Source organism: Citrobacter sp. S-77 (assembly GCF_963864895.1).
In the GTDB taxonomy this organism is placed as follows: Bacteria; Pseudomonadota; Gammaproteobacteria; order Enterobacterales; family Enterobacteriaceae; genus Citrobacter; species Citrobacter murliniae.
Genome location: NZ_CAWLWU010000002.1, coordinates 3006610 through 3032734, shown reverse-complemented (window position 1 = coordinate 3032734; position 26125 = coordinate 3006610). Strand labels below are relative to the sequence as shown.

General features: G+C 49.0%; 24 protein-coding genes and 1 riboswitch. Of the genes, 17 read left to right on the top strand and 7 right to left on the bottom strand.

The window, feature by feature from the left end:
• Window positions 1-255: 255 nt before the first annotated feature.
• The 5 genes from AACS05_RS15075 to AACS05_RS15055 all read left to right on the top strand — a co-directional run bounded on the left by AACS05_RS15075 (window position 256) and on the right by AACS05_RS15055 (window position 7332).
• A complete protein-coding gene (locus AACS05_RS15075) occupies window positions 256-3645 on the top strand; it encodes an autotransporter outer membrane beta-barrel domain-containing protein (RefSeq protein WP_045444898.1) in 3390 nt (1129 codons plus the stop codon).
• Between the two features lie 360 nt (window positions 3646-4005).
• On the top strand, window positions 4006-5361 hold the full coding sequence (locus AACS05_RS15070; protein ID WP_045444895.1) for an integrase: 1356 nt from the start codon (window positions 4006-4008) through the stop codon (window positions 5359-5361).
• A gap of 126 nt (window positions 5362-5487) precedes the next feature.
• A complete protein-coding gene (locus tag AACS05_RS15065) occupies window positions 5488-6222 on the top strand; it encodes a hypothetical protein (RefSeq protein ID WP_052369288.1) in 735 nt (244 codons plus the stop codon).
• Window positions 6223-6275: 53 nt separating this feature from the next.
• Window positions 6276-6602, top strand: a complete 327-nt coding sequence (locus AACS05_RS15060; RefSeq protein WP_133549572.1) for a hypothetical protein — start codon at window positions 6276-6278, stop codon at window positions 6600-6602.
• A gap of 79 nt (window positions 6603-6681) precedes the next feature.
• The gene (locus tag AACS05_RS15055) at window positions 6682-7332 is read left to right on the top strand and encodes a hypothetical protein (protein WP_045444892.1); all 651 of its coding nucleotides are present in this window, start codon (window positions 6682-6684) and stop codon (window positions 7330-7332) included.
• A 534-nt stretch (window positions 7333-7866) separates the two neighbouring features.
• Here the strand turns inward: AACS05_RS15055 and AACS05_RS15050 are convergent.
• Window positions 7867-8886 carry a major capsid protein gene (locus tag AACS05_RS15050; RefSeq protein WP_045444889.1) on the bottom strand — a complete coding sequence of 340 codons (1020 nt, stop codon included), beginning with the start codon at window positions 8884-8886 and terminating at the stop codon, window positions 7867-7869.
• Between the two features lie 17 nt (window positions 8887-8903).
• Window positions 8904-9275 (bottom strand): hypothetical protein, encoded by a 372-nt coding sequence (locus AACS05_RS15045; RefSeq protein ID WP_045444886.1) that lies wholly within the window; start codon window positions 9273-9275, stop codon window positions 8904-8906.
• A gap of 1875 nt (window positions 9276-11150) precedes the next feature.
• Here AACS05_RS15045 and AACS05_RS15040 point away from each other — a divergent pair.
• The 8 genes from AACS05_RS15040 (at window position 11151) to AACS05_RS15005 (ending at window position 16031) form a co-directional block, all read left to right on the top strand.
• Window positions 11151-11576, top strand: a complete 426-nt coding sequence (locus AACS05_RS15040; RefSeq protein WP_045444883.1) for a hypothetical protein — start codon at window positions 11151-11153, stop codon at window positions 11574-11576.
• A gap of 29 nt (window positions 11577-11605) precedes the next feature.
• A complete protein-coding gene (locus AACS05_RS15035) occupies window positions 11606-11851 on the top strand; it encodes a hypothetical protein (protein WP_045444880.1) in 246 nt (81 codons plus the stop codon).
• A gap of 2 nt (window positions 11852-11853) precedes the next feature.
• On the top strand, window positions 11854-12159 hold the full coding sequence (locus tag AACS05_RS15030; RefSeq protein WP_045444877.1) for a helix-turn-helix domain-containing protein: 306 nt from the start codon (window positions 11854-11856) through the stop codon (window positions 12157-12159).
• A 9-nt stretch (window positions 12160-12168) separates the two neighbouring features.
• Window positions 12169-12339, top strand: a complete 171-nt coding sequence (locus tag AACS05_RS15025) for a hypothetical protein (RefSeq protein WP_172626166.1) — start codon at window positions 12169-12171, stop codon at window positions 12337-12339.
• Window positions 12323-12979, top strand: coding sequence for a hypothetical protein (locus AACS05_RS15020; RefSeq protein WP_045444875.1), 657 nt, complete (start codon window positions 12323-12325; stop codon window positions 12977-12979). Before AACS05_RS15025 ends, AACS05_RS15020 begins: the two co-directional genes overlap by 17 nt.
• Window positions 12980-13071: 92 nt before the next feature.
• Entirely contained in the window at window positions 13072-13347 is a 276-nt protein-coding gene (locus tag AACS05_RS15015) for a hypothetical protein (RefSeq protein WP_223307003.1), read from the top strand.
• A gap of 171 nt (window positions 13348-13518) precedes the next feature.
• Window positions 13519-13893, top strand: coding sequence for a hypothetical protein (locus AACS05_RS15010; protein ID WP_045444867.1), 375 nt, complete (start codon window positions 13519-13521; stop codon window positions 13891-13893).
• Window positions 13893-16031 carry a tape measure protein gene (locus AACS05_RS15005; protein ID WP_223307002.1) on the top strand — a complete coding sequence of 713 codons (2139 nt, stop codon included), beginning with the start codon at window positions 13893-13895 and terminating at the stop codon, window positions 16029-16031. Before AACS05_RS15010 ends, AACS05_RS15005 begins: the two co-directional genes overlap by 1 nt.
• Before the next feature lie 68 nt (window positions 16032-16099).
• Here AACS05_RS15005 and AACS05_RS15000 read toward each other — a convergent pair whose 3' ends face one another.
• Window positions 16100-16666, bottom strand: coding sequence for a tyrosine-type recombinase/integrase (locus AACS05_RS15000; protein ID WP_045444864.1), 567 nt, complete (start codon window positions 16664-16666; stop codon window positions 16100-16102).
• 1350 nt (window positions 16667-18016) lie between these two features.
• Window positions 18017-18113, top strand: a riboswitch (TPP riboswitch).
• A gap of 31 nt (window positions 18114-18144) precedes the next feature.
• Here AACS05_RS15000 and thiM point away from each other — a divergent pair.
• The 3 genes from thiM (at window position 18145) to AACS05_RS14985 (ending at window position 20591) form a co-directional block, all read left to right on the top strand.
• A complete protein-coding gene (gene thiM / locus AACS05_RS14995) occupies window positions 18145-18933 on the top strand; it encodes a hydroxyethylthiazole kinase (protein ID WP_045444858.1) in 789 nt (262 codons plus the stop codon).
• Window positions 18930-19730, top strand: a complete 801-nt coding sequence (thiD, locus tag AACS05_RS14990; RefSeq protein ID WP_045444855.1) for a bifunctional hydroxymethylpyrimidine kinase/phosphomethylpyrimidine kinase — start codon at window positions 18930-18932, stop codon at window positions 19728-19730. The genes thiM and thiD overlap by 4 nt, the downstream gene beginning before the upstream one ends.
• A gap of 114 nt (window positions 19731-19844) precedes the next feature.
• Window positions 19845-20591 (top strand): GntR family transcriptional regulator, encoded by a 747-nt coding sequence (locus AACS05_RS14985; protein WP_045444852.1) that lies wholly within the window; start codon window positions 19845-19847, stop codon window positions 20589-20591.
• On the opposite strand, the gene AACS05_RS14980 is transcribed toward AACS05_RS14985, so the two are convergent.
• Genes AACS05_RS14980 through AACS05_RS14970 form a run of 3 tightly spaced genes read right to left on the bottom strand, consistent with a single transcriptional unit; the run spans window position 20565 to window position 23805 of the window.
• Entirely contained in the window at window positions 20565-21530 is a 966-nt protein-coding gene (locus AACS05_RS14980; protein WP_045444849.1) for a PfkB family carbohydrate kinase, read from the bottom strand. The genes AACS05_RS14985 and AACS05_RS14980 overlap by 27 nt on opposite strands.
• On the bottom strand, window positions 21527-22531 hold the full coding sequence (locus tag AACS05_RS14975; protein WP_045444846.1) for an ADP-ribosylglycohydrolase family protein: 1005 nt from the start codon (window positions 22529-22531) through the stop codon (window positions 21527-21529). Before AACS05_RS14975 ends, AACS05_RS14980 begins: the two co-directional genes overlap by 4 nt.
• Window positions 22528-23805: a nucleoside permease gene (locus AACS05_RS14970; RefSeq protein ID WP_045444843.1), complete on the bottom strand. Its 1278-nt coding sequence runs from the start codon at window positions 23803-23805 to the stop codon at window positions 22528-22530. Before AACS05_RS14970 ends, AACS05_RS14975 begins: the two co-directional genes overlap by 4 nt.
• A 252-nt stretch (window positions 23806-24057) precedes the next feature.
• On the opposite strand from AACS05_RS14970, the gene fbaB reads away from it, so the two are divergent.
• The gene (gene fbaB, locus AACS05_RS14965; RefSeq protein WP_045444840.1) at window positions 24058-25110 is read left to right on the top strand and encodes a class I fructose-bisphosphate aldolase; all 1053 of its coding nucleotides are present in this window, start codon (window positions 24058-24060) and stop codon (window positions 25108-25110) included.
• 21 nt (window positions 25111-25131) lie between these two features.
• On the opposite strand, the gene yegS is transcribed toward fbaB, so the two are convergent.
• Window positions 25132-26031, bottom strand: a complete 900-nt coding sequence (gene yegS, locus AACS05_RS14960; RefSeq protein WP_045444837.1) for a lipid kinase YegS — start codon at window positions 26029-26031, stop codon at window positions 25132-25134.
• Window positions 26032-26125: the final 94 nt, after the last annotated feature.

Genomic DNA, 26125 nt, shown 5'->3' with positions numbered 1-26125 from the left:
ACTGTTAGGTTTTATTCTGTTGAATACATACGATGCGCAATTGAAAATTACATCATTTAAATTTGATGGGCGCTTGGTTGTTTTTTGAAACGTCCTGTTCTTTTTGATAGGAGCTTGAATGTTATGTTTTTTCATGCTTTGTCATCGATGCCTGATTGCTGGGTTGTTTTATTTATTGACTGCGATGATTTTTTAAATATATATCCGCTAACAAAATACCATGTATAAATAATATTATTCCACAGGTGAGAGTCCATGCAAAAAAAGTCGAGACAAATTTTTGAAATTAAACACGCAACTTCGACAGTTAGCCGTCTGTCTCCAGTATGTTTAGTCGTGCTGGGAGTTTTAAGTACACCTTCAGTTTACGCGCTGGATGTTGATAAAGATACACCAATAACAAATCAAACAATTACAGATGGTGTACATTTTACTGCCCCTGATATCACTGTTGATATTGATGGCGGAAGTACAATTACCGGCGGAAGTAATCCTGTTACTTTTAACATTGCAGATGGCGAGAGCGCTACTCTTAATGTAAGCGGTGAAGACACGAGCATAAATGGGTCTTCTAATGGTATTTGGGGTAATAATGCTCAAGCTCAAATTACTGTTTCTGATGGGGCCAGTATCACCGGCGGATATAACGGTATTAGCCTTGGTACAGGTTCTTCGCTGTCTGTAAGCGGTGCGAGTACTATTGTCACAGGCACTACCCGTGATGGTGTGGCTATTGATGGTGGAAACGATATTACTGTCGATGTGAACAGTGGTGCCACTGTTACTGGTGCTGTTGGGGTGAGAACCGACGCCGATAATACAACCATTAATGTTTCTGGTCAGGGAACCTCCGTCATTGGTACCAGTGGTTCCGGTATTATTGCTGATGCTCAAAGCAGCAACACCACCATTAATGTTGATGACGGGGCCACTGTGACGGGTACCACCGGTATCACTTTCAATGCCAGTGATTCAGGCAGCTCCATCAATATTGATAGTGGTACTGTTACAGGTACAAATGGCAACGGTATTAATATCGGGACTACCGGAAACTGGACTGGCGAGATCAATATATCCAGTAGCTCCACTGTGTCTGGTACGGATAATGGCGTGAGAACCGACGCATCGGGTTCGACAATTAATGTTTCAGGTCAGGGTACCTCTGTAAGTGGTATCAATAGTGGCATTATTGCCGATGCTGAAAGCAGTAACACCACCATTAATATCAGCGATGGAGCAGAAGTATCAGGAAATACTGCGGGTGTGAAAATTAATGACGGGGACAGTGCCACAGTCAATATTGCTGGCGCTAGCGTTGCTGGGAAGGAGAAGGGGATCTATCTCTATAATGGTACGGATACAACAATAAACATCTCCGATGGTGCAACAGTAACAGGTGATGATGCGATTTATGTTTATGGATTTGGTGACAATATTTCTGTCACTGGAGGTTCAACCATAACGGGATCTTCCTCAGGAATTCGATTAGATTCTGTTGGCAATAATACAACATTACTTATTAGCGATAGTACAGTACAGGCAACGGCGGGTGACGGTATTTTCACTTATGCGGGTGATTTATCAGGTAATACGATTACCGTTACTGATGGTGCAATTGTCACCGGTTCTGATGATGGTATTGATACCCATCACAGTATGGCAGCAGATATCACCATCAGTGGTACGGGAACGCAGGTCAGCGGGGGAAATACAGGTGTCAGAACCGGCGATACTGACCTGGATGGCCCCGGCTCGAACGTGGTTCTGCGTGTTTCAGATGGTGCTCTGGTTCACGGTGATGACACGGGTATTGTAACCAGCGAAGCGGGGTCAGGGACTGTTGAGATTGATCTTTCCAGTGGTGCGGGCGTTTCGGGTGGCGTCACGGGAATCAATGCTTCAATGACGCCGAATACAACAATAAATATTGCAGGGGCAACGGTTACAGCGGGTGTGACCGGTATTCTTCTGACGGACAACAACCAGCTTAATATCAGCGCAGGGGCGCTTATCAACAGCGACAATGCCATTGTCCTGGCCGGAAATGCCGATGCCGCAACTGTTGATATCACGGATTCCACGATTAATGGCACCACCAGTTTGCTCGCTATCACTGGTCAGAATGCGACTAATAACGTGAGCTTTACAAATTCCATTGCCTACGGCGCCATTACCTCCGCTTCAGATGCCGCGCAAACCGTGAGTATGGATCATACCGCCTGGAGTGGCAGTGCATCGCAAAGCGGTACAGGCGCTTTAAATCTTAAGATTGGCAATGCTTCCGCGTGGGTCAATACTGCCGATACCAGTGTGTCATCTGTCACTCTCTCTGGAGGGAGCGCTCTCACCATGGACGGCGGCAACATCAACACCACCACGCTCAGCGATGGCTCATCGTCTTCCACCCCCCCTCTGGCAGCAACAGATTCGGCAGCCTCCACTATTTATTCCACCTGGAACGCAGCAGCTGGCTCGGCATATGTTCTAACGGCTGATACCGCGATTGGAACCTTCAATACCGGTGTGACCTCCAGTTCCAGTGGTGCCGCCGGTGACATGACCGGCGATACTATCATCCATGTTGATGACGCCTCCGGTGCGACCTTTAACGCCATGCAGAGCGATGTCGGTGTTTACCGTTATCAGACCGCGACAGTTGAGAATGCGGACGGTTCTACCAGTGTGATTCTGGACAACATTTCCCCTGGGCCTACAATTTCCACCGCAGCCCAGGCTGTGGTTGATACCCGTGCGGCGGCAGTCAGTCTATGGAATGATGAACAGGATGCGCTGAATCTGCGTATGGACAACGAGCGTCGAACCGGCAGCAGTGACGGCACGCTAAATGCCTGGGGCAGCTACTACGGCGGCTACCATCGTCAGCAGATGAATATGGCCAGCTCCAGTTATGACCAGACCAACAATGGGTTTATGGTCGGGGCGGATAAGCGAGTCGGTGCGTCCTCCGGAGAGTGGTTGTTTGGCGCGGCTGTTATGCGCGGATTCTCTGATGTGAACATGCATGACGAAGGTAGTGTTGGCTCGGATATCGACAGCTACGGTGCATCTATTTATGCATCATACCGGATGAATAATGGCCTGTTCCTGGATGCCAATCTAAAAGGGACGCATCTGAAGAATGACCTGAGCGTGGTCTCTGTTGATGGCGGTAAAACCAGCGGGGATTACTCGACCAACGGCTTCGGCGGTGCGTTTAAAGGAGGGTATCATCTGGCGCTCCGTTCGTTCTATATCGAGCCGTATACTCAGGTTTCTTATGCCCGTTACAACGGTGTTGACTACAGCCTGGAAAACGGCATGCGTGCGAAAGATGATGATTACACCTCCGTACGCCTTGAAGGTGGTGCAAATATTGGTACATCGGTTGCGTTACATAACGGCGCAGAAATCAGACCATACCTGCATCTTGCGGCTGCGGGTGAAACCGAGAATGACAACACCATGAACATCAACGGTGTGAACATTGATGACAGCACCGATGGTGCAGAAGGCATTGTCGGACTGGGAACAGATGTGAAGTTCACCAAAAACCTTAGCTCCTGGGCTGGCGCAAACTACGCGAAGGGTCAGGACAGCAATGAATCTCCGTGGCAACTGAATGCAGGTATCAGTTACACGTGGTAAATATGACGTAAATAAACAACATGCCTGATAAACCCGTACACGGCCTTACCTTTATCATCGCTGAAGGTAAGGTCGCACTGGGTGTGGATATGCAAAGGCAGAAAAGAGATAAGGTGTGAAGACTGGCGAGCAAGCAGTGGGAGCTTGCATCAGCAAACGACTTCCTCTACGCTGCCAGTGTTACAAAATTTCATGTGACAACGACTCGGGGTGCCCTTCCTTGTGAAGGCTGAGAAATACCCGTACCACCTGATCTGGATAATGCCAGCGTAGTCCTGGCGATTATCCGCATATAAATCAAAAGATTATTACTCCTTTTCGTCCCGTATTGTTCAGCCGTAACACATTGAGGCTCTCCAAATGGGACACAAAACCATACGTCACACAATTAAACGTAACGGGATCTATTACGTTCGTTTTCGCCTGCCTGGTAATAAATATTTTCGCAAGTCGCTGGAGACTGACAGCCATACCCAGGCGCAGATGCTCATGTATTTTGCTTCTCCTGTAATTCCTCTGGTTCAACGGGGAACCATCCAACCGGATCACTTCGGTAAGCGTCTTTCTGAATATGGCAATAGCCTGAAGCAGCGGAATGAACACTGGCTAGCGCACCAATTTCTGAATGATAAGCGGCGCAATATTCAGCCGATGCTTGCCCTAGAATACCGCGAGGTTGTCACTCCTTCGGGAGATGAGGAAGAACAAACTGAAGCACAACCAGAAGACGTGTTAACACTGGCTGGCGCATGGAACATGTACAAGCAGGAGAAGTCCAAGAACTGGACTAAGGCTATCTCACAAGCCAATGAGCGCTTTATGGAGGTTATGTTTATCGTCCTTGGTGTATCAACCAATGTAACTACGATCACCAAGCAAGACATTAAACAGGTGATGGAGGTCGTTGAAAACTTGCCTAAGCGTGTTGTTCAGCCTTATCGGTCAATGACGGTTCAGCAACTGATCGAGTGTGATGATGTGCCACCTGAAGATTTGGTTGGTGCTGAGTCTATCCACAAGCATTTGAAAATTTACAAATCGTTGTTCAAAACCTTCCTGACTGACAATAAAGATATTCTGGAGAAGTCTCCGACTGATGGAGTAGTCGCCGCACCCTCGAAAGCGAGATTTGGTGCATACAGTACAGCAGAAATGAGAAAGTTTGTGGGCTGGGCGCTCAAGCAGACTGACGGCTGGCAGAAGTGGGTTACTCTGTTGTTGGCGTATACGGGAGCCAGAAGAGGGGAGATCGCCAAGTTGGAGAAATCACAGGTCAAATTTGATGAAGATAGCCAGCGGTACTATCTTCTGATCGCGGAAGGAGGGCAGGGTAAAACTGAGAACGCTACAAGGCAGGTAGTGATCCATCCCAAACTGATCGAGTTGGGTTTTCTTGATTTCGTGAATCGGCAGTGGAAAGAGAAAATCTTCTCGCCTGTGTCTGGCAAGAACATGCCGAAGATCGGCAAAGTTTTAGCAGATGTTCGAGACCAGCTTGGTATTCCTTATCTTGATGATTATGGGCAGCGGCGATTGGTGCATAGCTTCCGGCATAGTATGATTTCAGCCTGTTTAGCTGGCTGGGTTAGTAACCTAGCGCACTTGCAACAGGTGGTTGGTCACGAAAAAAGTGGGACAGGTATCACAAAGAGATACATGCATAACTTCCCATTACATACTGTATGTTATGTAATTGATAAACTTAATTGGGTCTAATGAACTAATTCAAAAATATCTTGCTGCCTAGTGTGTTTACAAGACGGTTATTGAGACAATTAGGTGCACAGCAGCGGGAAAGACTAAATAGTTTACAATCTAAATTATTACATTTAAAGGAATATCATGGCTGATTATATCAATAGTAACATTCTTAGCCAATCATACGTTCATGTAGAGCCTGAGTGGCTTGCGACAGTAAAAGGGAAAGAGAAAAAAGAGGCTATTGAAAGGATAAAAAATATAATCAAAAAACATGCCGAAGAGAGGATGAAGTTCTTTCTTTATGATGATGTTGATATTGATGTTTCCTTTGAAGATGGCTCTATTAAAGCTCGTATTACAGCATATGGTAGTGTTTGTGTTTTATTAAATGCTCTTACTCCAGTCGGCAATTTTGTGACAAACTATTCCTCATATAGGGAAGGAATTAAAACAATAGTTTCTGATGTGGCAAGACTTAGTGATGTTGTCAACGCAGAAGTTTTGTTCCAAACTAAATCAAGGAGTAAAAAAGAAATTATTAGAGTTGAGGCTAGGAAGGGTATTGTTGGTTCGCTTGATAATATTAATAAAAAAATAAATGAAATTAGCTATAAAACAAAAACTCACAAAAAAAATTCAGTCATGTCAATATATAATTCAATCTTGGAATTACATAAAAGCATTCTTGAATTGATGGATAATGTAAATGATGCTGATGATAAAGAACTTGTGAGAACTGCACTTATTGATGGGGTTAAAAATATTAACTTGAGAAAAGGTGCATTTGATCTGACTGACCCAATGTCTCAAAAAATACACGCTGATTTGCTACAAGAACGAAAAGAATTAGTCAGTAATCTAGAAAATTACAAATAGCTTGAGGTTCTTGTGTTAAAAATATTATTCATTTCAGTCTAAAAGAGGTTTTTATGTTAGATCAAAAAATTGTTGAGATTTCCGTATGGAGAGACCGGGAATGTAGCAATCAAATAGTTGAATTTGATTTGCCTGATTCAGTTTGCAACCAAGCTGATATTTTTCTATCTGAAGTAAATCATTTTCTGATTGATAATGAATATATTGAAAATAGTCATCCAAATTTTTTAACAAACTTAGAATTTTCAGAGGTTCTGGCAATTACATGTTCAAAAGAAATAATTTGTGATCATTACAAAGTTGATCGAGAGACAAAAGAACTAGAAAAAGTAATATCTCGATCAAGAACAATGATAATTTGTGCACGTGATAAATCTTAATAGATTGACCTTGATTGCTTATTCAGCAGAATAACAATTAAAGTTTTGTTTAAAAGTGATTTAACTTAGGGGGTGTTCTATGAAATCACGAGAGCTAAAGACTATCCATGATCTGATAATTACAAATTATCAAAAACAAGATTTAGGAAATGGCCGTTATCTGCATACTTTCCAGCCAGCAACAACTGACACTACCTATCAGTTTGAAGCCAACATTGAGGATGTAGTCATCGAAGGAGAAAGATATAATATTGGATTCACTGAGCATAATGGTATAAAGACTATTGATACATCATGTTTGTCAAAGTCATCTGTTCTAGACAAAGACTTTAGCTATCAATATGCCCGTAATATGTCTAAACAGAAACATGATGAAAATAAAGGGAAAAATGATTCAAGGGTCAAACATTCTGAGTCCGATGGCTACTATTGGGGGCGGAAATATGCTTGGCGTGAATTTGGATTAGCTCTCCCTCGAGAGGTCTTTGAGCGCTTCTTAATTGAGTGTATTGGTCATCATTATATCGAATGTCAGGTCATAACAGAAGGATATCCACAAGGTGATGATTCTATCGCTTTTTTAGATGATGGCCTAGCTGATGCCATTGATGATTTAATCCAAACTGCTGTGATTGTTAATAAAGGGCCTTATTTTAAATCACCATTATATTATGGTGGCGAAAAAAGATTTACGATTAAAGGTGTCCCTGCTATAACCGATAAAAAATGATTCATTTTAAAATCAGACTTGCTATATGACGTAAGTCTGATTTTGTCTAAAACTCGAAAAATAGTCTTCTGTATTTTCTCTGCATGAATACATGATCAAGAGTGAATGTAATGTGAAAAAACATTTATCTTCGTGATTGCCACCCGGTAATGTATTTTTTTTTGATTCGATTTTCGCCTGAATTTATATTTTTGCCGTGTTCATATTGCTAGTGATTGGATTATGCAAAAGTAGAAAGGCGAGCCCAATGGCTCGCCTTTTAATACTAATTTACTAGTGTGCGCTTTTTAGACAATAGCACACTCAAAGCATGTTCAAAGCCGTGTTGCGCCTCCAGACGGCATAGAGTGATATTGCAGATCCCCAACTCCTTACACAGCGCCTTACGGTTAATTACTTCCGCCACGCCAGATACATAGACTTGACCAGCGCCGGGGATATTAATTGAAACTTTCATGTGATACCTCAGTGTAAAAGTAAAAATGAATATAACCGGAAGAGATAACCCCCAGCCGGATCCGGGGGTATTCTGCATTACTTCAGCTTGACGTTTAGCGTGTAGTTCGGGCGCAAGTTCAGCGGGATGAAGCTCGCCTCTTGGTGAATGGTTACCATGTTGTAACGGTCAACCATCACTTTCTGGTAGTACGGACTGATAACACCTTTTGCGGCGATGTCCTGATTACGGGACGCCGGGCCACGAACCAGTTTGAACGGGTTACGGTCAGGTGATTGGAACTTAGGAACGAACAGGCCGGATTTAGCTTCAATCTCGTAGCGGTCATCGTCCGCCAGTATGAAAGTAATGTTGCCAATGCTGAAGGAGTCATAACCCGCAGTGTTAACCGGGATAAACACGCCTTTTGCAGCTTCCGCCACTTTATTGGTGATCAGGTTGGTTACTTCTGAGTGACCTGCCAGCGCATCATACAGATCCGGAGAGCAGAAGCAGAAGAAGCGATCCAAGTAGGAGCGGCTCGCGCCGTACTCTTTCACCAACATGCGGCGAATCTGTGCCAGTTGCTGGTAAACAGATTGACCCAGAGCAGCGTCAAGGGTGTAGTCCAGCGGGGCAGTACCAAACACAGCGTTAAAATCTACGTCGCCGTCGTCAGTCTTAGCTGCTTTCGCTTCCTGTTTGAACAGGGCGCGGGCCAGGGTGGCCTCTACGGTTTCCAGATGATAGTTACGCATACGGATAGATTTTGCAGCAATGACTTCTGTCAAGGCGGCTTCCTGATCCGGGTTAGCCGGGCTAACCAGCGCTTGCCAATCGGCGGTTTTTACGTCGGCTTCGGTTGCGTAGTGTGGGATCTCCTGGTTACGCAACAGCGGCTTATCCATCTTGATGGAGTTTACCTCTGTGCCGTAGCGGCTCACCTGTTCCAGTTCGTCAACTTGGCTTTCTACAATGTCCAGGATCTGAGCGTTTGGGGTGGTGGAGGTAATGCTGGAGAAGATACTCAGATCAGTGATCAGGTGGTTACCTGCTGGCACATCTTTAACAGCGGTAACGGTGTCCAGCTTTTCAAACTTTTTGAAATCAATAGCCATTGTGTGATCTCCTAATCTTACGCGAAATAGTCGGCATTAATTGCCAGACGGATGGAGCCGGAAGCGGTCAGCGCTTTAAGTGCGGCTTTCTTGCTTGCGTCATCTTTGGCGCGGAGGAAGTTATCAGTGATCACAACGTGGCGATCCACAATGACTAGGGTCTTATGCTGTCCATCGGCGGACATATCAGACAGGTTAATAACTGGCTCACCAGCGTCAGCGGCGGTAGCGTCGAACAGTGTAAAAGTTTTGCTGTCCAGAATGTCACCACAGTAAACGTCAGCCGGGAGAGCCTTGTCGGTGGTCAGTTCAGTACGATCAAACAGAGGCGATGCCGCATTGACGATTACATCGCCTTGCGTTACCGGGTAGCGCACGGAAGTTTTCATAAAGGTTTTCCTTATGGAGGGTGTCAGACGTGGAGAGAGTCCACAGGTGATCCGGCATTGCACTGGATATAAGAAGCGCCACAGAGGGACACCTCGAATTGTTGGAAGATGGGAGGCCGTGGGGTGAATAGAAAAGGGCGGCAATCCGCGCCGCCCGTCTCTAATCTGGCTCTCTCTCACCCTCGACGGGTAGGGAAGATGTAGAACATCTTTTTTATGATCCCTCACTCCATAGCGTCACGGGAGCAAGCGCCACAGAGCAAAGGACCATAAAAAAGGACCCGGAAAGGAGAGCCACCGGGCCTTAAAGGCTTGTAACTTCCGATATCCACTCGACCAAAAGCTCTAGCGTTAAAACAATCTTGAAGGAGAGTTTTTTCTTGTGTGGTCTCAAAGCCTTACATGATTTGCTTTCATGGCTCAACTAAGAAACCCCATAAGAAAACGGGACGCTACCAACGCCCCGGAAACCCTGAGTAAACAAGGTTTATCGCCACCCGGTAACCAGCCGGGATGACTCGGCCCCGTGAAGGACCAGCCCCACATACGAGGAGATCGCATGTATTCTAAAAAGCCCTTTCACAAAGGCGCTTTAGAATAAGCCACGGTAGAACGAGGCTTATGATTAGAGGCATTATCAACATTTCGTAGGAGGGAAATATCTGTGTAAGGAATCGGTGGTACTCTACACCCTAAAAACTCTCGGGAGAGCGCTTAGGGTGGAGGCCGGGAGGATCAGAGGCTCGCGGCTCCGATGCTGGCTAAAGCATACGGCGATGAATTGGAGGTTGCGTAATGGTCTCTAGGAGATCCACCTCTTCACTCATAACCATGCAATTATTTTATCATAGATGAGAATGATTCTCAATAAAAATTAATTGTATTGTCCTTCATCTTGTGCATTGCTGGCACGTCTGCACGCTTGGGAGGATAGGTATGTCAATTTTCATTGAGTGGTTGGGAGGAAGTTATGATTCCCGTGTTGGCACTTCAGACAACATGACCATGTAGCCGCGAAAGGCACACGAAGTAATAATAAAAACCTTACCCCCGTGCCCGGCCAGGCACACAATACTAGACTAGATATAAGACCTCGCTACGCTCGCCCTCCGGGCTATGGTCTTATTGATCTCATAAAATAACTTCATTCAATTAATAAATTGCTAACGCAATGTTATTATTTCATTCGTTATTTTATCGATCTTAAAACCTTCTGGGCCTGAGCGGCCTTACCAGGTTTTAGGCCGTCGGCCTGTTTTCCCACAATGTGGAGTCTCGCCTGTGTGGCTCACTCCGGGGAGGGGTCATATTGGACCCGGTAGGGGGTCAGGCTGGACCCGCTAGGGGGTTCACATTGGACCCCAATAATACTAATCAATAAGACTAACCGATAACTCTAACTCCCAGGGCCAGGTCAAGATCTATAAGGGAGTGTTGGGAAATCGTAGATTGATTGGTAAGAGACTGATCTCTGTTAAGCGTCCTACAGACGCGCCTCTTTGGCAGCGCTCGCACCAGCGAGCAAGACCCCTTTGGAACACCGCACGATGTAAGGTGACATCTGGGCGGCTGGGGAGTAGGTCCCCGGCCCGGTACAGCGTACAGAACCACAAGCAGCAGGAAGCCCCCCTAAACGCGCCGCTATGGCGCTTTCTCATACGTAGACAGGGAAACATCTTATAAACGCCCTGCGCCTCACTGAGAGCGTTACAGAGGCTTTCTATGCCTCTAGCACAATAAACAACTGAGCGCAATACAAATCAAGAAAATTGTTGCGAATCATTGTCAAATAGTGTAAAATAGACATTGTGATGAGGTGATTAATTGGATATAAAGAATCCCATCTTATTATAAACCACCCGAAAGGAGATTGCAATGAGTATTTACCTCGATGTAGAAAAAATGGTTAAACGTGTCGATCAGCGTGACCTGACCCGTAAGACCCTGACAGAAACCCGTAGCCGAATGAAAGCCGCCGGACGTATGGGAGAAGTTGAAGCGATTACGCAGGCCCTTGAACTGACCAAATCAAAAGCATCCGGCGTCATGCGACAGTCTCAACGTATCGCTGCAAAGGTCACCGAGATGGACGCAGAGAAAGCACTTGAAGTTAAAGCAGCCGTTTCGCTGTTCGCTTCCAAGTCTACAGACATGCAAGCCTCCATTGTGCTGGCGTTCCAATCCCTCTTTGAGGCTAAAGGCGTCCAGATGAAATACGACGAAGTGATGGCCTTTATCATGCTGCAAGCGGCGGATCAGTTTGAGCGTATCACCGGAGAGCTTCCCGTTATCGTTCACTAATTATTCATTTACTTTTTGGAGAGGAAACAATGAGCAAATATCAGCCTTATGCAGATTTGAGTGATTCCCCTGTGTTGTCAGCGTATGCACAGCAGACGATTAACCAGTTGGACCCCACCCTGTACGATGACATTTACGAAATGTTGACGCAGGTTAGCCCCTCCAAGTTGGTGACGATTGGCAACCCGGCGATCACCGCCCCGGCGTCATGGTGGGGTGATTGGTTCGGCCTCAACCTCACCGCTGTACACATCGCAGAATTACAGGAGGTTTAATTATGAACGGTCTAACTATTCCGTTTGAACATTTCCAGACCAACAAGATCGCCGGGGTAAATTTTACTCCTGTGATGAAACTTGTTTATTTTTTTCTTGATGCCAATAAGAACCCGGACGGAGTTATTCATATTTCCCAAACGGATCTCGCGAATATGGTTGGCGTCACTCGCCCAACAATAGGGAAGGTGATTAATAGCCTAAAAGAAATGGGCTTGTTGGCGAAATCTGAACAGGTAGCGGGCAATGACATCCTGAATTACAAGACATTACCTATTCGGCAATATGGGCATGGTTACAGCAAATAAGGGGGTTTTATGAAAATCGACTTCCCGAAAGAACAAGCCGATCAGTTATATGCACTGGTAAGGGCGGGTGGTGGCGCTCCCCATACCATCGTTAAACAGGCGTTAGCCGCCTACCTTGAAAACCACCCTCTTTTAGTCGCTTCCGCAGAAGGAAAACAGCAAGATGAACGCAGTAAGTAACGGATTTGTAATGTTGGAAAATGACCTCCTGAATATTGAGAAGGTCGCCGGGAAGCCATTCACCGGGAACATGAAAATCACTTACAGCCTGATCCAAGGCTTTGAAAGAAACGGGCAGACCGCCTATTTCTCCCGCGCCACCCTAGAGCGTTATCTCGGGGCCTCCCGTTCTACCGTTAAGCGACTTGTAAACGAGATGGTAGAGATCGGACTGATCCAGAAGGTGGAGAGAAAGCAGGGCGAAACGATAGAGTGGCGCACCTGCCCGATCATCCCGGAAATGGTGGGAACCCCTGAAGCCGCTAAACCTGAAGTAACCAAACCAACCGCAGCACCCCAACCGAAGGAGATCGTAGAGAATGCAGGAACTCACCAGCCTGGAATTATTGAGTGTGGATCTGACAGCGTACATAGAAGCCGCCCGGCAGCGTCTGGAGTTGCTCCTGTGGACCTCAGCGGGGGCGCTGTTCGTCCCGCTCCTGTCCCTGTGCCAGTAGAGCAGGGGGCCGCAAACGATGATTTACGCAACCCTGCTATTGATTATGTGGCTGGCTCTAATGTGATGATGGTCAACGGCTTGCCTGTTGAATATCTGGAGCCAGAAGAAAGCGACGTTGACAAGTTCGGCGGAGCCTTTTAAAAATCTGCAATTGATTTCCCACATATAACACTCGACACAAAATCTCCACGCTAGTACCAAAAGACCTCGCTAACTTGGCTGAAAAAGGCGTCATGTCTAAACAGATGGAAGCCGACAGCCTGAACCTCTCCAAAATGGCGGAACTTCTGGGGATCAACAGTAAGATTGTCTCCCTACTTCTTACCCAACCTTCACCCCGTTACTTGGTGGAGCAAATGCTCCCGTATGACCAGGTTTTGCAGAATCTACGCAGCGCCCGCTATGTGGAAAGCCCTGTATACAAAGAGGGGACGAGTATGCGCCGTGTGCGGCTGATCGTTTCTGAAGCTCGTCAGCAGGCCCGCCAGGCAATCATTAAATCTCGGTAATTATGTCCAACCCAACGGAATGGGGTCTAAAGGGTTATTTGGGCTCCAAACTGGTTAAGCGTCAGGCAAGACTCTCTAAATTTCTCGCCTCACTCCTCTATATCCCCTTTAAGCCCGCCTCCCTCCTCCTGTGGGGTGTGGTACTCACTTTCATTATAAGGACCCTCTCACATGGAAGCATTTAAGAACCTCCTCAATCAGTTGGAAATTCAGAAGGCAGAACAGCGCTACCGGGAAGCCGAAGAGGCAACCAAACAGAACGAACTCCGCAAGGCACAGGCCGATCTGTCACTGTATGAGGCTATCGCTCTGTACTCAACCCATTTGGAAGCCTCCACAGGTGCCGCAGACAGCGCCCAGAAGAGCCGCGCTATTAAGAGCCGGGGCATTGCCCTATGTCACAAGGATCAGGGATTCAGCGCCAACGGTCGCCCTGTGTCTCTCCTGACCAAATCCGCAGACCTGCCAGCAGGTCACCGCCGGGTAATCATCAACAAGGCAGCAGGGCGCACCCTGAAAGCTATCAATCTGGAAGGGGCTGAATAATGGCAGGTGGAAACGTGATTGTTACGTCTACTGTTAACAAAACCCGTTTTACAGTAGATGGTTCAAGCTACAAAAAGACGGTAGACAAGATCCGCAGTGTGGGGAAAGAGTGGGACAAAGTAGCGTCCAAGATGAAGCCGCTACGCTTCAAATTTGAGGAAAACACCTACACCAAGATCCGCCGCAAACAGCAGGACGCCGCCGCAAAAGCAGCACTGGCAGAAGCCAAAGCCAAAGCGGCAGCAGAGGCCAAAGCAGCCAAAGCACAGATCGCTGCGGAGCGCAAACTCCAGACAATCCGCGCTAAAGCCATCCGCTTTAATACCGCAGCGGCTAACGCCAACGTGACCCCGGCCCAACGTGCTGGACACCTCCAGGAGTTTGGACAGCTTACCCGCCAGTATCACGCCGGGGCTATGGCATTGCAGGAATATAACGCCCGTGTGTCAAAACTTCAGCAAACCATGCGCCAACATGGGCGGGTAGGCATGAGGGGAGCCACAATTCCAGTAACCGCCAAAGTTAACAAACTGGACACCTCCGTGATCGAGGGGGCAGGCGGGGCGATCACCCTTGCCGCAACTGTAGCGCTCTCCGGCAAGATCATGACCACCGGACAGGATTTTGAATCCGCGCTTTCTGGTCTGACAGCGATCACCGGTTCCACAGATAAGGCCGCTAAAGAGTTTGATTATCTCCGTGATCAATCAAACCGTTTGGGGCTGGACCTCCTGAAGACTTCCCGTGATTACACTCAATTTGCCGCCGCTGTTGGGGACAAACTCCCTAAAGACCAGATGCGATCCATCTTTGAGGGTGCCAGTGAATGGGGGCTTGTTACTGGTGCAGACTCCGAATCCCAATCACGCGCTTTGAAAAGTTTGAACCAAATGATGTCTAAGGGAACGGTGATGAGTGAAGAACTCAAAGGCCAGCTTGCTGAGGCTCTCCCGGGCGCTGTGGGTCTGTTCGTTAAGGCTCTTAACGACATGAAAGGCGTTACCAACCTGACAGAGAAAGATCTATTTAAGTTGATGGAAGACGGGAAGCTGTTCTCTAAGGACATCCTCCCACACGTGGCTAAACAGATGAAAGCCGCAGCCCGTAACGGAGGCGCTCTGGATAAGGCTATGAAGTCCAACCGGGCAAGCTGGCAGCGCCTGCAAACCAGTATGCAGAACGCTATGAATATCTTCTTTACTTCTGGTTTCGGTGACTCTTTAACCAGCGCTTTCGACGCTATTAGCGCCGCCGTTAACGGCTCTGGTGGGGCCTTTGAGATGTTCGGGCATATCGCCGGGAAAATCGTTGAGGGTGCTACAGATGCGTTTACAGAGTTGCACGACACTGTGATCCTGACTTTCCGCATTATTGAGTATTACGCCGCTAAGATGGGGATCACTGGTGAGCAGCTTAAATCCTGGGGAGAAATGGCAGCATACGCCGCCGGGGTGGCTCTGTTCGCTGGCTCTATCTGGAAGTTGGGCGGGGCCTTTAAATGGTTGTTGACCATGCTCAACCCGCTAACCAAATTGCTGGGGGTCATGAAAGGGATCGCCGCTATTGGTGGTATTGAAGCCGCTACAACTGGCGGATCTGGTGGGGAAGGTAAAGACAAGCCAAACAAACCGGGCCGGGGTCCGAAAGTTGGTAAGGTAGGCGGCGCGGCGGCTCTCTCTGGCGGTCCTGTTGGCTGGGGCATTGCGATCGGTTCGGTAGGTGGGGATTATGCCTGGGATAAAGTCATGGACGCTAACGACGCCATGTATGGACAGGACACCGCCGCCGGGGGCAATCTGAAGAAAGATAGCCCGCTGGGTAAACTGTGGGATTTCATCCACAGCCCAGACCTTCCGACTAATCCAGACTTTGCCAAACCAGCAGATAAAACAGGGTGGGTAAGCTCTTACTCTAATCCGGGTTATGTACCTCCTACTCCGACGATTACAGCGCCACAGCTTAAAGTTGATATGGCAGGTAATCCACTGATGACGCCGCCAGCGTGGCTAAACCAGCCGCTTAACGTGAACGTCAATGTGAAAGTGCAGGATGGGCAGGTTAGGGATCTGGTCCGCTCTGAAGTTGAGACCAACAACCAGCAGGCTTTCAACATGCTGATGCAGGGCGGGCCGAACTAACCGTCCATACAAAAAGGCTCCCCTAGTGGGAGCCTTTTCTCTTTTATAATTCCTAATATCCGGGCTTTTCATAACAGATCCTCTATTGAATATTTATCACTGAAATCATCTACTTTGCGTTGTGTGGCCCCAATGTAATGGAGCGTACTGGATAACGATTTGTGCCCCAATGCCTTACTGATTACGGCTATATCCTCCCCATTGTCATATCCGATAGTTGGTTTACTCTTCCTCATGCTGTGGGTCGAAAGATTCAGCCCCAGCTTTTCCCCGGCGTAGCTAATTTCCTCATGCAATTTGGAGCGGCTTACAGGCTTTCCCTTGCTCCTGTGGCTGTCCAACTGTAAGAGGTATACATGATCAGGGTTCACCTCTCTCCGGGCCGCTATGATGCGTTTAGCGGTATCGGTGAGCCTCGCCCGGATAGATTCACCCGTTTTCTGTTGGGACAGGACAAGGTGATCGCCTTTGATGTCGTCATAACGGATGGAGCGCAGATCCGACACCCTCAGCATTAATTCATAACCCAATAACCAGGCGTCACGGTACAGCGTCAACCCCTTGCCCTGTTTGAGTAGCTCTGTCGCTACCGCTTTCACTTCCTGAACTGATTTACAGCCTTCTACGAAATTCATTCTGTACCCTCCAGATCCTAACAATGATAAATATTTGATCAAAAACATGTATTTGTAAACGACAAAAATGATTTATTTTAAGATGTGTCTTTTTAGTGAATTAAATCGGGTTTAATCGCGTTTAATGGCAGAGTAATGACCCTGCAGGGGAGGTAATGGGCTGTTTATGTGGGTAAAAGATGGTTGCTTAATGTACTATTAACACAAGGCGGGTAAGGTGATTTGACTCCCTAAGCGCCTTTAACTTACTGTATTTATGGGAAATTAATTATCATTTCGTTATAGTGTTGCCTGGCAAATTTTCAATTTACCCTCAAGAATAATCCCCAGCTTTTTTATTTGCCATATGAGAATCAATATCGTTTGTAAGCGATAGTTATTATCAATACCAATCGGGGCGAAAGCCTTCGCCCCTCAAAGGGCCTCTGTAGGCCCGCTCTCTGTATGCACCTGTGGCGCTACCACTCTTAACCCTGTGGGTTTGTATTGCTTGCCATAAGATAACGCGCCACAGGCGCACAGGGGAGGCGGACGCCTCCAGGGTGGCCCGGCTGGGCCACTGGTCCACAGGTTAAAAGGACAGAATGGTATTGTGTTGTTATTAATTGATTGAGAATAAAGGGATATCTGAGTGGGCGCACTGTAAGAGCGGAAGGTTGGACAATGTTTGACCAGAATGCAGGCCATCCGGTAGGGAGTGCCCCCAGATATTTGGTGAAAATACTATCATCACCCGGGGCCTCAGATCGAGGGGCCTAGCAACAATATCCAAACTCCCGGATATTTTCCCACCCAACTGGAAGGAATCCGCCCCTATTTTATGGTCGTGTATAGGTTAGGCTGAGGGAGGCTCGCCAGTGTACACCCCCTGGATTTGGTGATCTGTTAAGTTATTGATTTTGATCGATTTTAGATCAATCATCCGTTGGCGGGAATACCCCCACCCAGACGGATGGCACACAATGAATAACGATAAGTCAAACCACCCTAAACACTTTCAATACTTGGGCCGCATGGTCACTGTTTACCCTACATACATCATTATTGATGGTATAAAGATCAGCCGTTCCCGCCTTTCCTTTGCATTCCAATTGGAATTGGCAAAAGCACTTCGACTGCATGAAGAAAGCGTATGCAGAAAATAGATTCCATTTAAATCATCACGATTGAAATTATTTTCTTAAGCCGCCTTATGGGCGGTTTTTTTGTGCCTGCCATTTATCTGTGGGACACAACGTGAGACACAAACTGGGACACAGAGGATTTTTTAGGGTTGAGTCTTTGGCTTCCCGCTGGCATGATCCAGAACAGGGATTAACGGGACGTTAATCGCAAGCTTTTGATTTTGTTTTATTTGACTCGGGGTGCCCTTCCTTGTGAAGGCTGAGAAATACCCGTACCACCTGATCTGGATAATGCCAGCGTAGGGAAGTCTGACACTGCTCGTGTCCCTTCTTCGCGCGGGCAGGAGCTGAACCATGCAGCCTGACCTGCACAGCCGCACGCTCGCGGCCCATACCCTTCACCAATTTAGAACACTTTCCCCGCTCACACATTGTATGACCAATGAGGTCGTACAGAGTTTTACTGCCAATACATTACTGGCTTTAGGTGCGTCGCCTGCAATGGTGATTGAACCGGAAGAAGCGAGCCAGTTTGCAGCTATCGCCAGTGCGTTACTGATTAATGTAGGTACTCTCACTCAACGTCGCGCCACGGCAATGCGTGCTGCAGCCGAGCGGGCGTATCTTGCTAAAACCCCCTGGACTCTCGATCCCGTTGCCGTGGGTGTTCTGGACTATCGTCGTTATTTTTGTCTGGATTTACTGCCGCTTCGGCCTGCCGCAATTCGCGGTAATGCCTCGGAAATACTTGCCCTCGCGGGGATGAACAGCGGTGGGCGAGGGGTGGATACCACCGATACGGCAGTCGCAGCACTTCCGGCGGCACAGGCGCTGGCGCGCCAGGCTGGAACTATTGTTGTGGTCACCGGGGAAGTGGATTACGTCACCGATGGACAGCGCACCGTCAGCGTGAGCGGAGGTGATCCGCTGATGACGCGTGTGGTTGGTACTGGATGTGCTCTGTCGGCGGTGGTAGCAGCCAGTTGCGCACTGCATGGTGATCGGCTTGATAACGTGGCTTCCGCCTGTAGCTGGATGAAGCAGGCTGGAAAAATAGCCTCTGAACAAGCAGCCGGACCGGGAAGTTTTATCCCGGCATTTCTCGATGCCCTCTATAACCTGGAAATGCAGGAGCAAGCATGAAACGCATTAACGCATTAACGATAGCCGGAACCGACCCTAGCGGCGGCGCAGGTATTCAGGCTGACTTGAAGACCTTCTCAGCGCTCGGGGCATATGGTTGCTCTGTAATTACGGCGTTAGTGGCGCAAAATACGCGCGGGGTGCAGTCGGTTTATCGGATCGAACCTGATTTTGTCGCCGCGCAGCTGGACTCCGTATTCAATGATGTGCGTATCGATACCACCAAAATTGGCATGCTGGCTGAAACGGACATTGTTGAGGCGGTCGCTGAACGCCTGCGCCGTCATCAGGTGCAGAACGTGGTGCTGGACACGGTCATGCTGGCGAAAAGCGGCGATCCATTACTTTCGTCTTCTGCGGTTGAAACACTACGTACCCGTTTGTTGCCGCAGGTGTCAATTATCACGCCGAATTTGCCAGAAGCTGCGGCGTTACTAGGGGCATCGCACGCACGAACGGAACTGGAAATGCTCGAACAAGGGCGTGCACTTCGTGCGTTAGGCTGTGATGCAGTATTAATGAAAGGTGGTCATCTGGATGACGAACAAAGCCCGGACTGGCTTTTTACCCGCGATGGTGAACAGCGTTTTACCGCCCCAAGGGTGATGACCAAAAATACCCACGGTACTGGTTGTACGCTATCGGCGGCGCTGGCGGCACTGCGTCCGCGTCATTCCAGTTGGGCCGACACGGTACAGGAGGCTAAGTTGTGGCTCTCTGCAGCACTGGCTCAGGCGGATACGCTTGAGGTGGGGGAGGGGATTGGTCCGGTGCATCATTTCCATGCGTGGTGGTAACACAGATTATCTTTCAATATTGCTCCCGGTCGATTTCACATTCGCCACCACGATGCATCTTGAATGATTTTTTGTATATACTGACTGCAGTACTGGCAGCCAGGAAAAAGATAAATGGAACAAGCGCATACCCAGCTTATCGCGCAACTGAATGAACGTATTTCAGCGGCAGATAACACGCCGCTGTATATGAAATTCGCTCAAACGGTTAAGGACGCTGTGCGCAGCGGGATCCTGGAACATGGCAATATTCTGCCTGGTGAACGCGATCTCAGCCAGTTGACTGGTGTTTCACGAATTACGGTGCGCAAAGCGATGCAGGCGCTGGAAGAAGAAGGTGTGGTAACCCGCGCCCGTGGTTACGGGACGCAGATTAATAATATCTTCGAGTATTCGCTAAAAGAAGCACGCGGTTTTTCGCAGCAGGTGGTTTTACGCGGTAAAAAGCCGGATACGCTGTGGGTTAACAAACGTGTGGTGGCATGCCCGGAAGAGGTGGCGCAGCAACTGGCAATTGCCGTCGGAAGTGAAGTTTTCCTGCTCAAACGTATTCGCTACGTGGATGAAGATGCCGTTTCAATTGAAGAATCGTGGGTTCCCGCGCATCTTATTCATGATGTGGATTCCATCGGTGTTTCTCTTTATGACTATTTCCGCAGCCAGCATATTTTCCCGCAGCGTACGCGCTCACGCGTCAGCGCGCGGATGCCAGATGCGGAATTTCAGTCGCATATTCAGATGGACAGCAGAGTGCCGGTACTGGTGATCAAGCAGGTAGCGCTCGACCAGCAGCAACGGCCCATTGAGTACAGTATTAGCTATTGTCGAAGCGATCTATACGTCTTTGTGTGCGAGGAGTAACGCGTCACGTGAGGGGGCACAATCGCCGCCGCGATGACCGACCACCCACGATCCCACTGCGTTGCCAAGGAGTACGGCATCGGCCAGCGACCAGCCCGAGGCCAGTCCAGCCAGCATTCCTCCTGCGTGGCTGTCACCCGCGCCAATAGTATCCACGACCGTCGTGGGGAATGCGGCAACGCAACCGGACGTTTGCTCGCTGAAATACCATGCACCCTCTTTATCGTGGCGGACCACAACCGGTGTGGTAAATTTTTTCACCCATTCGGCGCCGAAACCTTCAACATCGGGGCTTAACCTGAACCGCCCGGCGGCGATTTCTGCCTCCTGGCGATTCAGTGACACCAGCGGATGACAGGCCATAATTCGTGCCATCAGGGCATCAGAAATATCGCTGATCCGTGGACCAAAATCGATAAACGGCGTCACCTCTTCCAGACCCTCCAGCCATTGCACAAGCAGCTCGCCGCACGGTGAGGCCAGCTGGTAGCCTGACAGGTAAACCAGGCTCTGGCGCGGAATGTTCAATTGTGCCAGCCAGTCAGCATTCCACTGATTTTCTACGCCGCTGAAGGACATAAAGGTGCGTTCACCATCCGGCTCCACCAGTGCCAGACACCAGCCATTATCGCCTTCAGCATTATCGATCAGACTGTGTAATCCCTCTTTTGCCATCCGGTTGCGGATAATATCGGCCCATACGCCCTGGCCTAGCGGCAGAGCATTACTGGCGTTGATACCTAAACGCTTGAGCGCTACAGCAATATTCAGCGCACAGCCGCCAACGTTAACGCCCTGTTGTTTCAGCTCAATGTCACAACCGCGCCAGGGAAGGGCATACGCATCGGCAATCACATCAATTACCGCCGCGCCCACCACCGTTACCGGCTGCTGAGTGTGTAATTGCGGAAGAAGATCTCGCAGACGCGTGATGCTCATAATGCCTCCCGTTGTTCGCGCAGGCGCGTCAATTCCGTGGCGTAGCGTGTAAAGTCCAGTTGATTAACGGTATCCAGCTCCAGTTTCAACATCGAATCAATAGCGTCAGGGCCGTGCAACGCGCCGCAAATAGCTGTCGCCATTGCGCCGATAGTGTCCGTATCGCCGCCGAGGTTAGCGCACAGAATGGCGCAGCGGTTGGGGTCGGTCCCCGCCAGTTCAACCATGGCGATTGCGCAGGGGACGGATTCAATGGTACTGGTACCGGCTCCAACGACCTGATACAACTGCTCGCTGGCCGATTCTGCACCGTCTGCGTTGCGGACGATTTTAAGCGCCAGCTCCAGACGTGCGCAGAGCGATGCACTAAAGGTAGTGATCCGTTTTTGTTGTGCATGCAGGGCAATGGCTGGGAGAGCCTCGACAATATCCGCCCATTTCGCTCCGTCGATCGCACGCGAAACCGCCCATGCGATCACCACTGCACCGGCCACCGCCAGGTCTGATTTATGCGTCGGGCTGGATGCCAGCGCCACATCATCGATAAAAGCATCGAGATCGCGTGTTGGCAGCAGACAACCCAGCGGAGAAACGCGCATCGCTGCGCCGTTGGTTACGCCGTTATTTTCAAGATCGGCGACCGGCTTACCATCGCGAATAGCGTTTAGCGCAATCTTAGACGTGGGGCCGAGTACGTTTTTATTGAAGGCATCAAAGCGTTGGGCCCAGGCCAGAATATTGCGTCCAATCACGTCTGGTACGATTTCCCCGTTGCATTCAAGCAGGGCGTCAGCCAGGCACAATGCCATTGATGTGTCATCAGTGAATTCTGCCTGGTTAAAATAACAGGCAGCGTTATTTTCCGCAGGGCCAGGCAAAAAGCGGTCGATCCACCCAAAGTGTGCTTTAACACGGCTTCTTGGCCATAGTTCCGACGGCATACCCATCGCATCCCCTAACGCCTGCCCATAAAGAGCACCGAGAATACGTTCTGCTTTCATTTTACTTCCCCTTGTGTCAACGCAGTATCGCGATCGTCCACCTTAATTGCGGTGATTTCTTTGTCTGATTCGCGAAAGAAAATCATAAACAGTACGGCAATGACGGCGATCATAATCGCGCCAAATCCCCACATACCTGCCCAGTTGAAAGTGAGACCATTTACCGGTTCTTTATAGGCAAACATTTTTTCCATCATCACCCCGCCCAGACGGTACCCAAGCAGGCTGCCGAATCCCTGACAACAGAGAGTGATCAACCCCTGGGCGGCAGTCCGCATGTGTACTGGCGCTTTTTTATCGACATAGATATAGGCCGTCACGTAGTAGAAGTCGTAACTGACCCCGTGCAGCAGAATGCCGAGAAACAGCAGTGCGTAAGTGAAATATTCTTCCGCGCCGCCGTAAACGAAAAATCCGTAACGGATCGCCGCGGTAATAAGACCAAGCAGTAATACCTTTTTGATGCCAAAGCGTTTCGTGAAGAACGGCAGCGCCAGCATAAAGAAGATTTCAGAGAACTGGCCCAGCGTCATCCAGCCGGTAGCGTTTTTCATCCCGACTTCCGTGAGGTAGCCGTTGGCGAAGATGTAATAAAACGCGAGTGGCATAGCAAACAGGAACGAACAGAAGAAAAAGACGAGGAAGTTTTTATCACGCAGCAGGATTAATGCGTCCAGCCCCAGCATGACTTTGAAATCCATTTTGCCGGTACTTTTCGGTGGTGTATCCGGTAAGAAGAAGGCAAAAACACCGAGTAAAGCAGAGCTTCCGGCGGTGATGAGCAGTGGAATATTGGTTGGTGAGATATCGTTGTAGCCGAGCATTTGCGGTAAGAATCCGCATGCTAAACCGGAAGCAATCCAGCCAATTGTCCCCATAACACGGATGCGTGGGAAATCGCGTTCGACGTCCGGTACGTTGGCAAAAGCGATGCTATTAGTGAGCGCAATGGTCGGCATATAGGTTAACGAGTACGCCAGTAATAACGGGAAGAATCCGCTAAATGTCGTTTGCTGCGCCGCAAAGTACATCAGAATTGCCCCGACGAACATCAGCACGGCCAGCACTTTTTGCGCGGAGAAAAAGCGGTCAGTTAACGAGCCAACAAAAATTGGTGAGAGAATGGCAGCAATCGCTGTACAGGCATAGGACCAGCCAATTTCACCGGCGGTAAATCCGCTTTTACTCAGCCATAGCCAGAGAGGCACAAACCAGGCGCCCCAGATAAACCACTCTACAAACATCATGAACGACAGCTTAACTGTAGTTTTCATCTTTAAATCCTTCATGACAGGTAAGGTACGCCTCGATAGTACCACTTGATAATACCTTTAAAATACCTTTGTGGCTTAAATTTGACCGCTGTAACATTTTTTCTGCCTGAATCGAGCCAGCGGAAACCGCTGAAAAGTGCGCTAAAGATGGAAAAAATGCGCAGTCAGTACCAGACTTATTGCTGCCCGCAACAAGGCGGGTCAGGACAATCCATATTCCGGTATCTGGCCGGAACTTACGGGAGCATAGCTATGACTGATATTGCGCAGTTGCTTGGCAAAGACGCCGACAACCTTTTACAGCATCGTTGTATGACCATTCCTTCTGATCAACTTTACCTGCCTGGACATGACTACGTCGACCGAGTGATGGTGGATAATAACCGTCCACCTGCCGTGCTGCGTAATATGCAGACGCTGTACAACACAGGCCGACTCGCCGGGACGGGATATCTGTCTATTTTGCCGGTGGACCAGGGCGTGGAGCATTCCGCCGGGGCATCGTTTGCTGCTAATCCGTTGTACTTTGATCCAAAGAATATCGTTGAGCTGGCTATCGAAGCGGGCTGTAACTGCGTGGCATCGACCTATGGTGTGCTGGCTTCCGTTTCTCGCCGCTACGCGCACCGTATCCCATTCCTTGTGAAAATTAACCACAATGAAACGCTCAGTTACCCTAATACCTTTGATCAGACGCTGTATGCCAGCGTGGAGCAGGCGTTCAACATGGGGGCGGTAGCGGTTGGAGCGACCATCTATTTTGGTTCAGAGGAGTCGCGTCGCCAGATTGAAGAGATTTCTGCGGCATTTGAGCGTGCTCATGAACTGGGGATGGTGACGGTTCTGTGGGCCTATCTGCGTAATTCGGCATTTAAAAAAGACGGCGTGGATTACCATGTTTCCGCCGATCTAACCGGGCAGGCTAACCACCTGGCTGCCACTATCGGTGCAGATATCGTTAAGCAGAAAATGGCAGAAAACAATGGCGGGTATAAAGCGGTTAATTTCGGCTACACCGACGATCGCGTCTATAGCAAATTGACGACTGACAACCCTATCGATCTGGTGCGCTATCAGCTAGCGAACTGCTACATGGGCCGGGCTGGATTAATTAACTCAGGCGGGGCCGCCGGGGGCGAAACCGATCTCAGCGATGCGGTGCGCACAGCGGTGATTAATAAACGTGCCGGTGGGATGGGATTAATTCTTGGTCGTAAAGCCTTCAAGAAAACTATGGCAGACGGCGTTAAGCTGATTAACGCCGTGCAGGATGTTTATCTGGATAGCAAAGTCACAATTGCCTGAATCATTGCGGATTGCTTTGTACTAACGTAACAGCGGGCAATCTGGTGGTAACCGGCAACGCAACGCTGCGGGCAGGATTTCAATATGAAACTCCTGTCCGCTGAGCGGTTCACCATCGAGATTAAAGGTGATTTCATGTGGCGCACGGATGGCAAACCATGCCGATGCTCCATCAATGATGTTAGGGTTGTCATCGGATTGCGTTAACGTCGAAAGCAGTGCCGGAAGCAGTTCTTCTCCAGTAAATATCCGCAACTGTAGCAAACCGTCATTAATCAGTGCTGTTGGGCAAAGCTGCTGTCCGCCACCAGCCTGGCGCCCGTTGCCGATGCCAATCACCAGCGCGTCGCCCTGCCAGTGAAAGCCCTCACCGCGAATTTCGCAACTGTCGGGTTTGAGGGTATCCATTCGCATTAGTCCATGGATAAAGTACGACACGCCTCCCAGTGCGGCTTTGAGTTTTTCCGGTGTCTCGGTGGTGATCCGGGTTCCAAAACCCCCCGTCGCCATATTGATAAAATAGGTTTTATCGTTCACCTGTACCATATCGATCTCTACCGTATTCCCGGCGATAGCAAGCTTTAACGCTTTATCCAGCGCCTCTGGGATGCCTGCGCTGGTGGCGAAGTCATTCGCTGTTCCCAACGGCAGAATACCCAGTGCGATAGCGTGGCTATCCTCCGACTGAATTAACGCGGTGGAGACTTCATTGATGGTGCCGTCACCCCCGCCGGCAATCACCGTTGCGACACCCAGTTGACGGGCTTCATCAACGTAGCGCCGGGCATCACCTTTTTCCCAGGTAACGCGAACATGAATTTCCACGCCTTCATCGCGAAGCAGGGCGACTGCATCACGTAGAGGGAGATTATCAGCACTTTTTCCATTCAGGATCAGTAAGCTGGCAGGGAACGCTATCATCCTTTTGCCTCACTTTTATCGTTTTAACAAGTGTATGCCAGGAATCGGGATATGACCCAGGAACAGACTGAAAGCGGAAGCGTAAAGAGAAAAA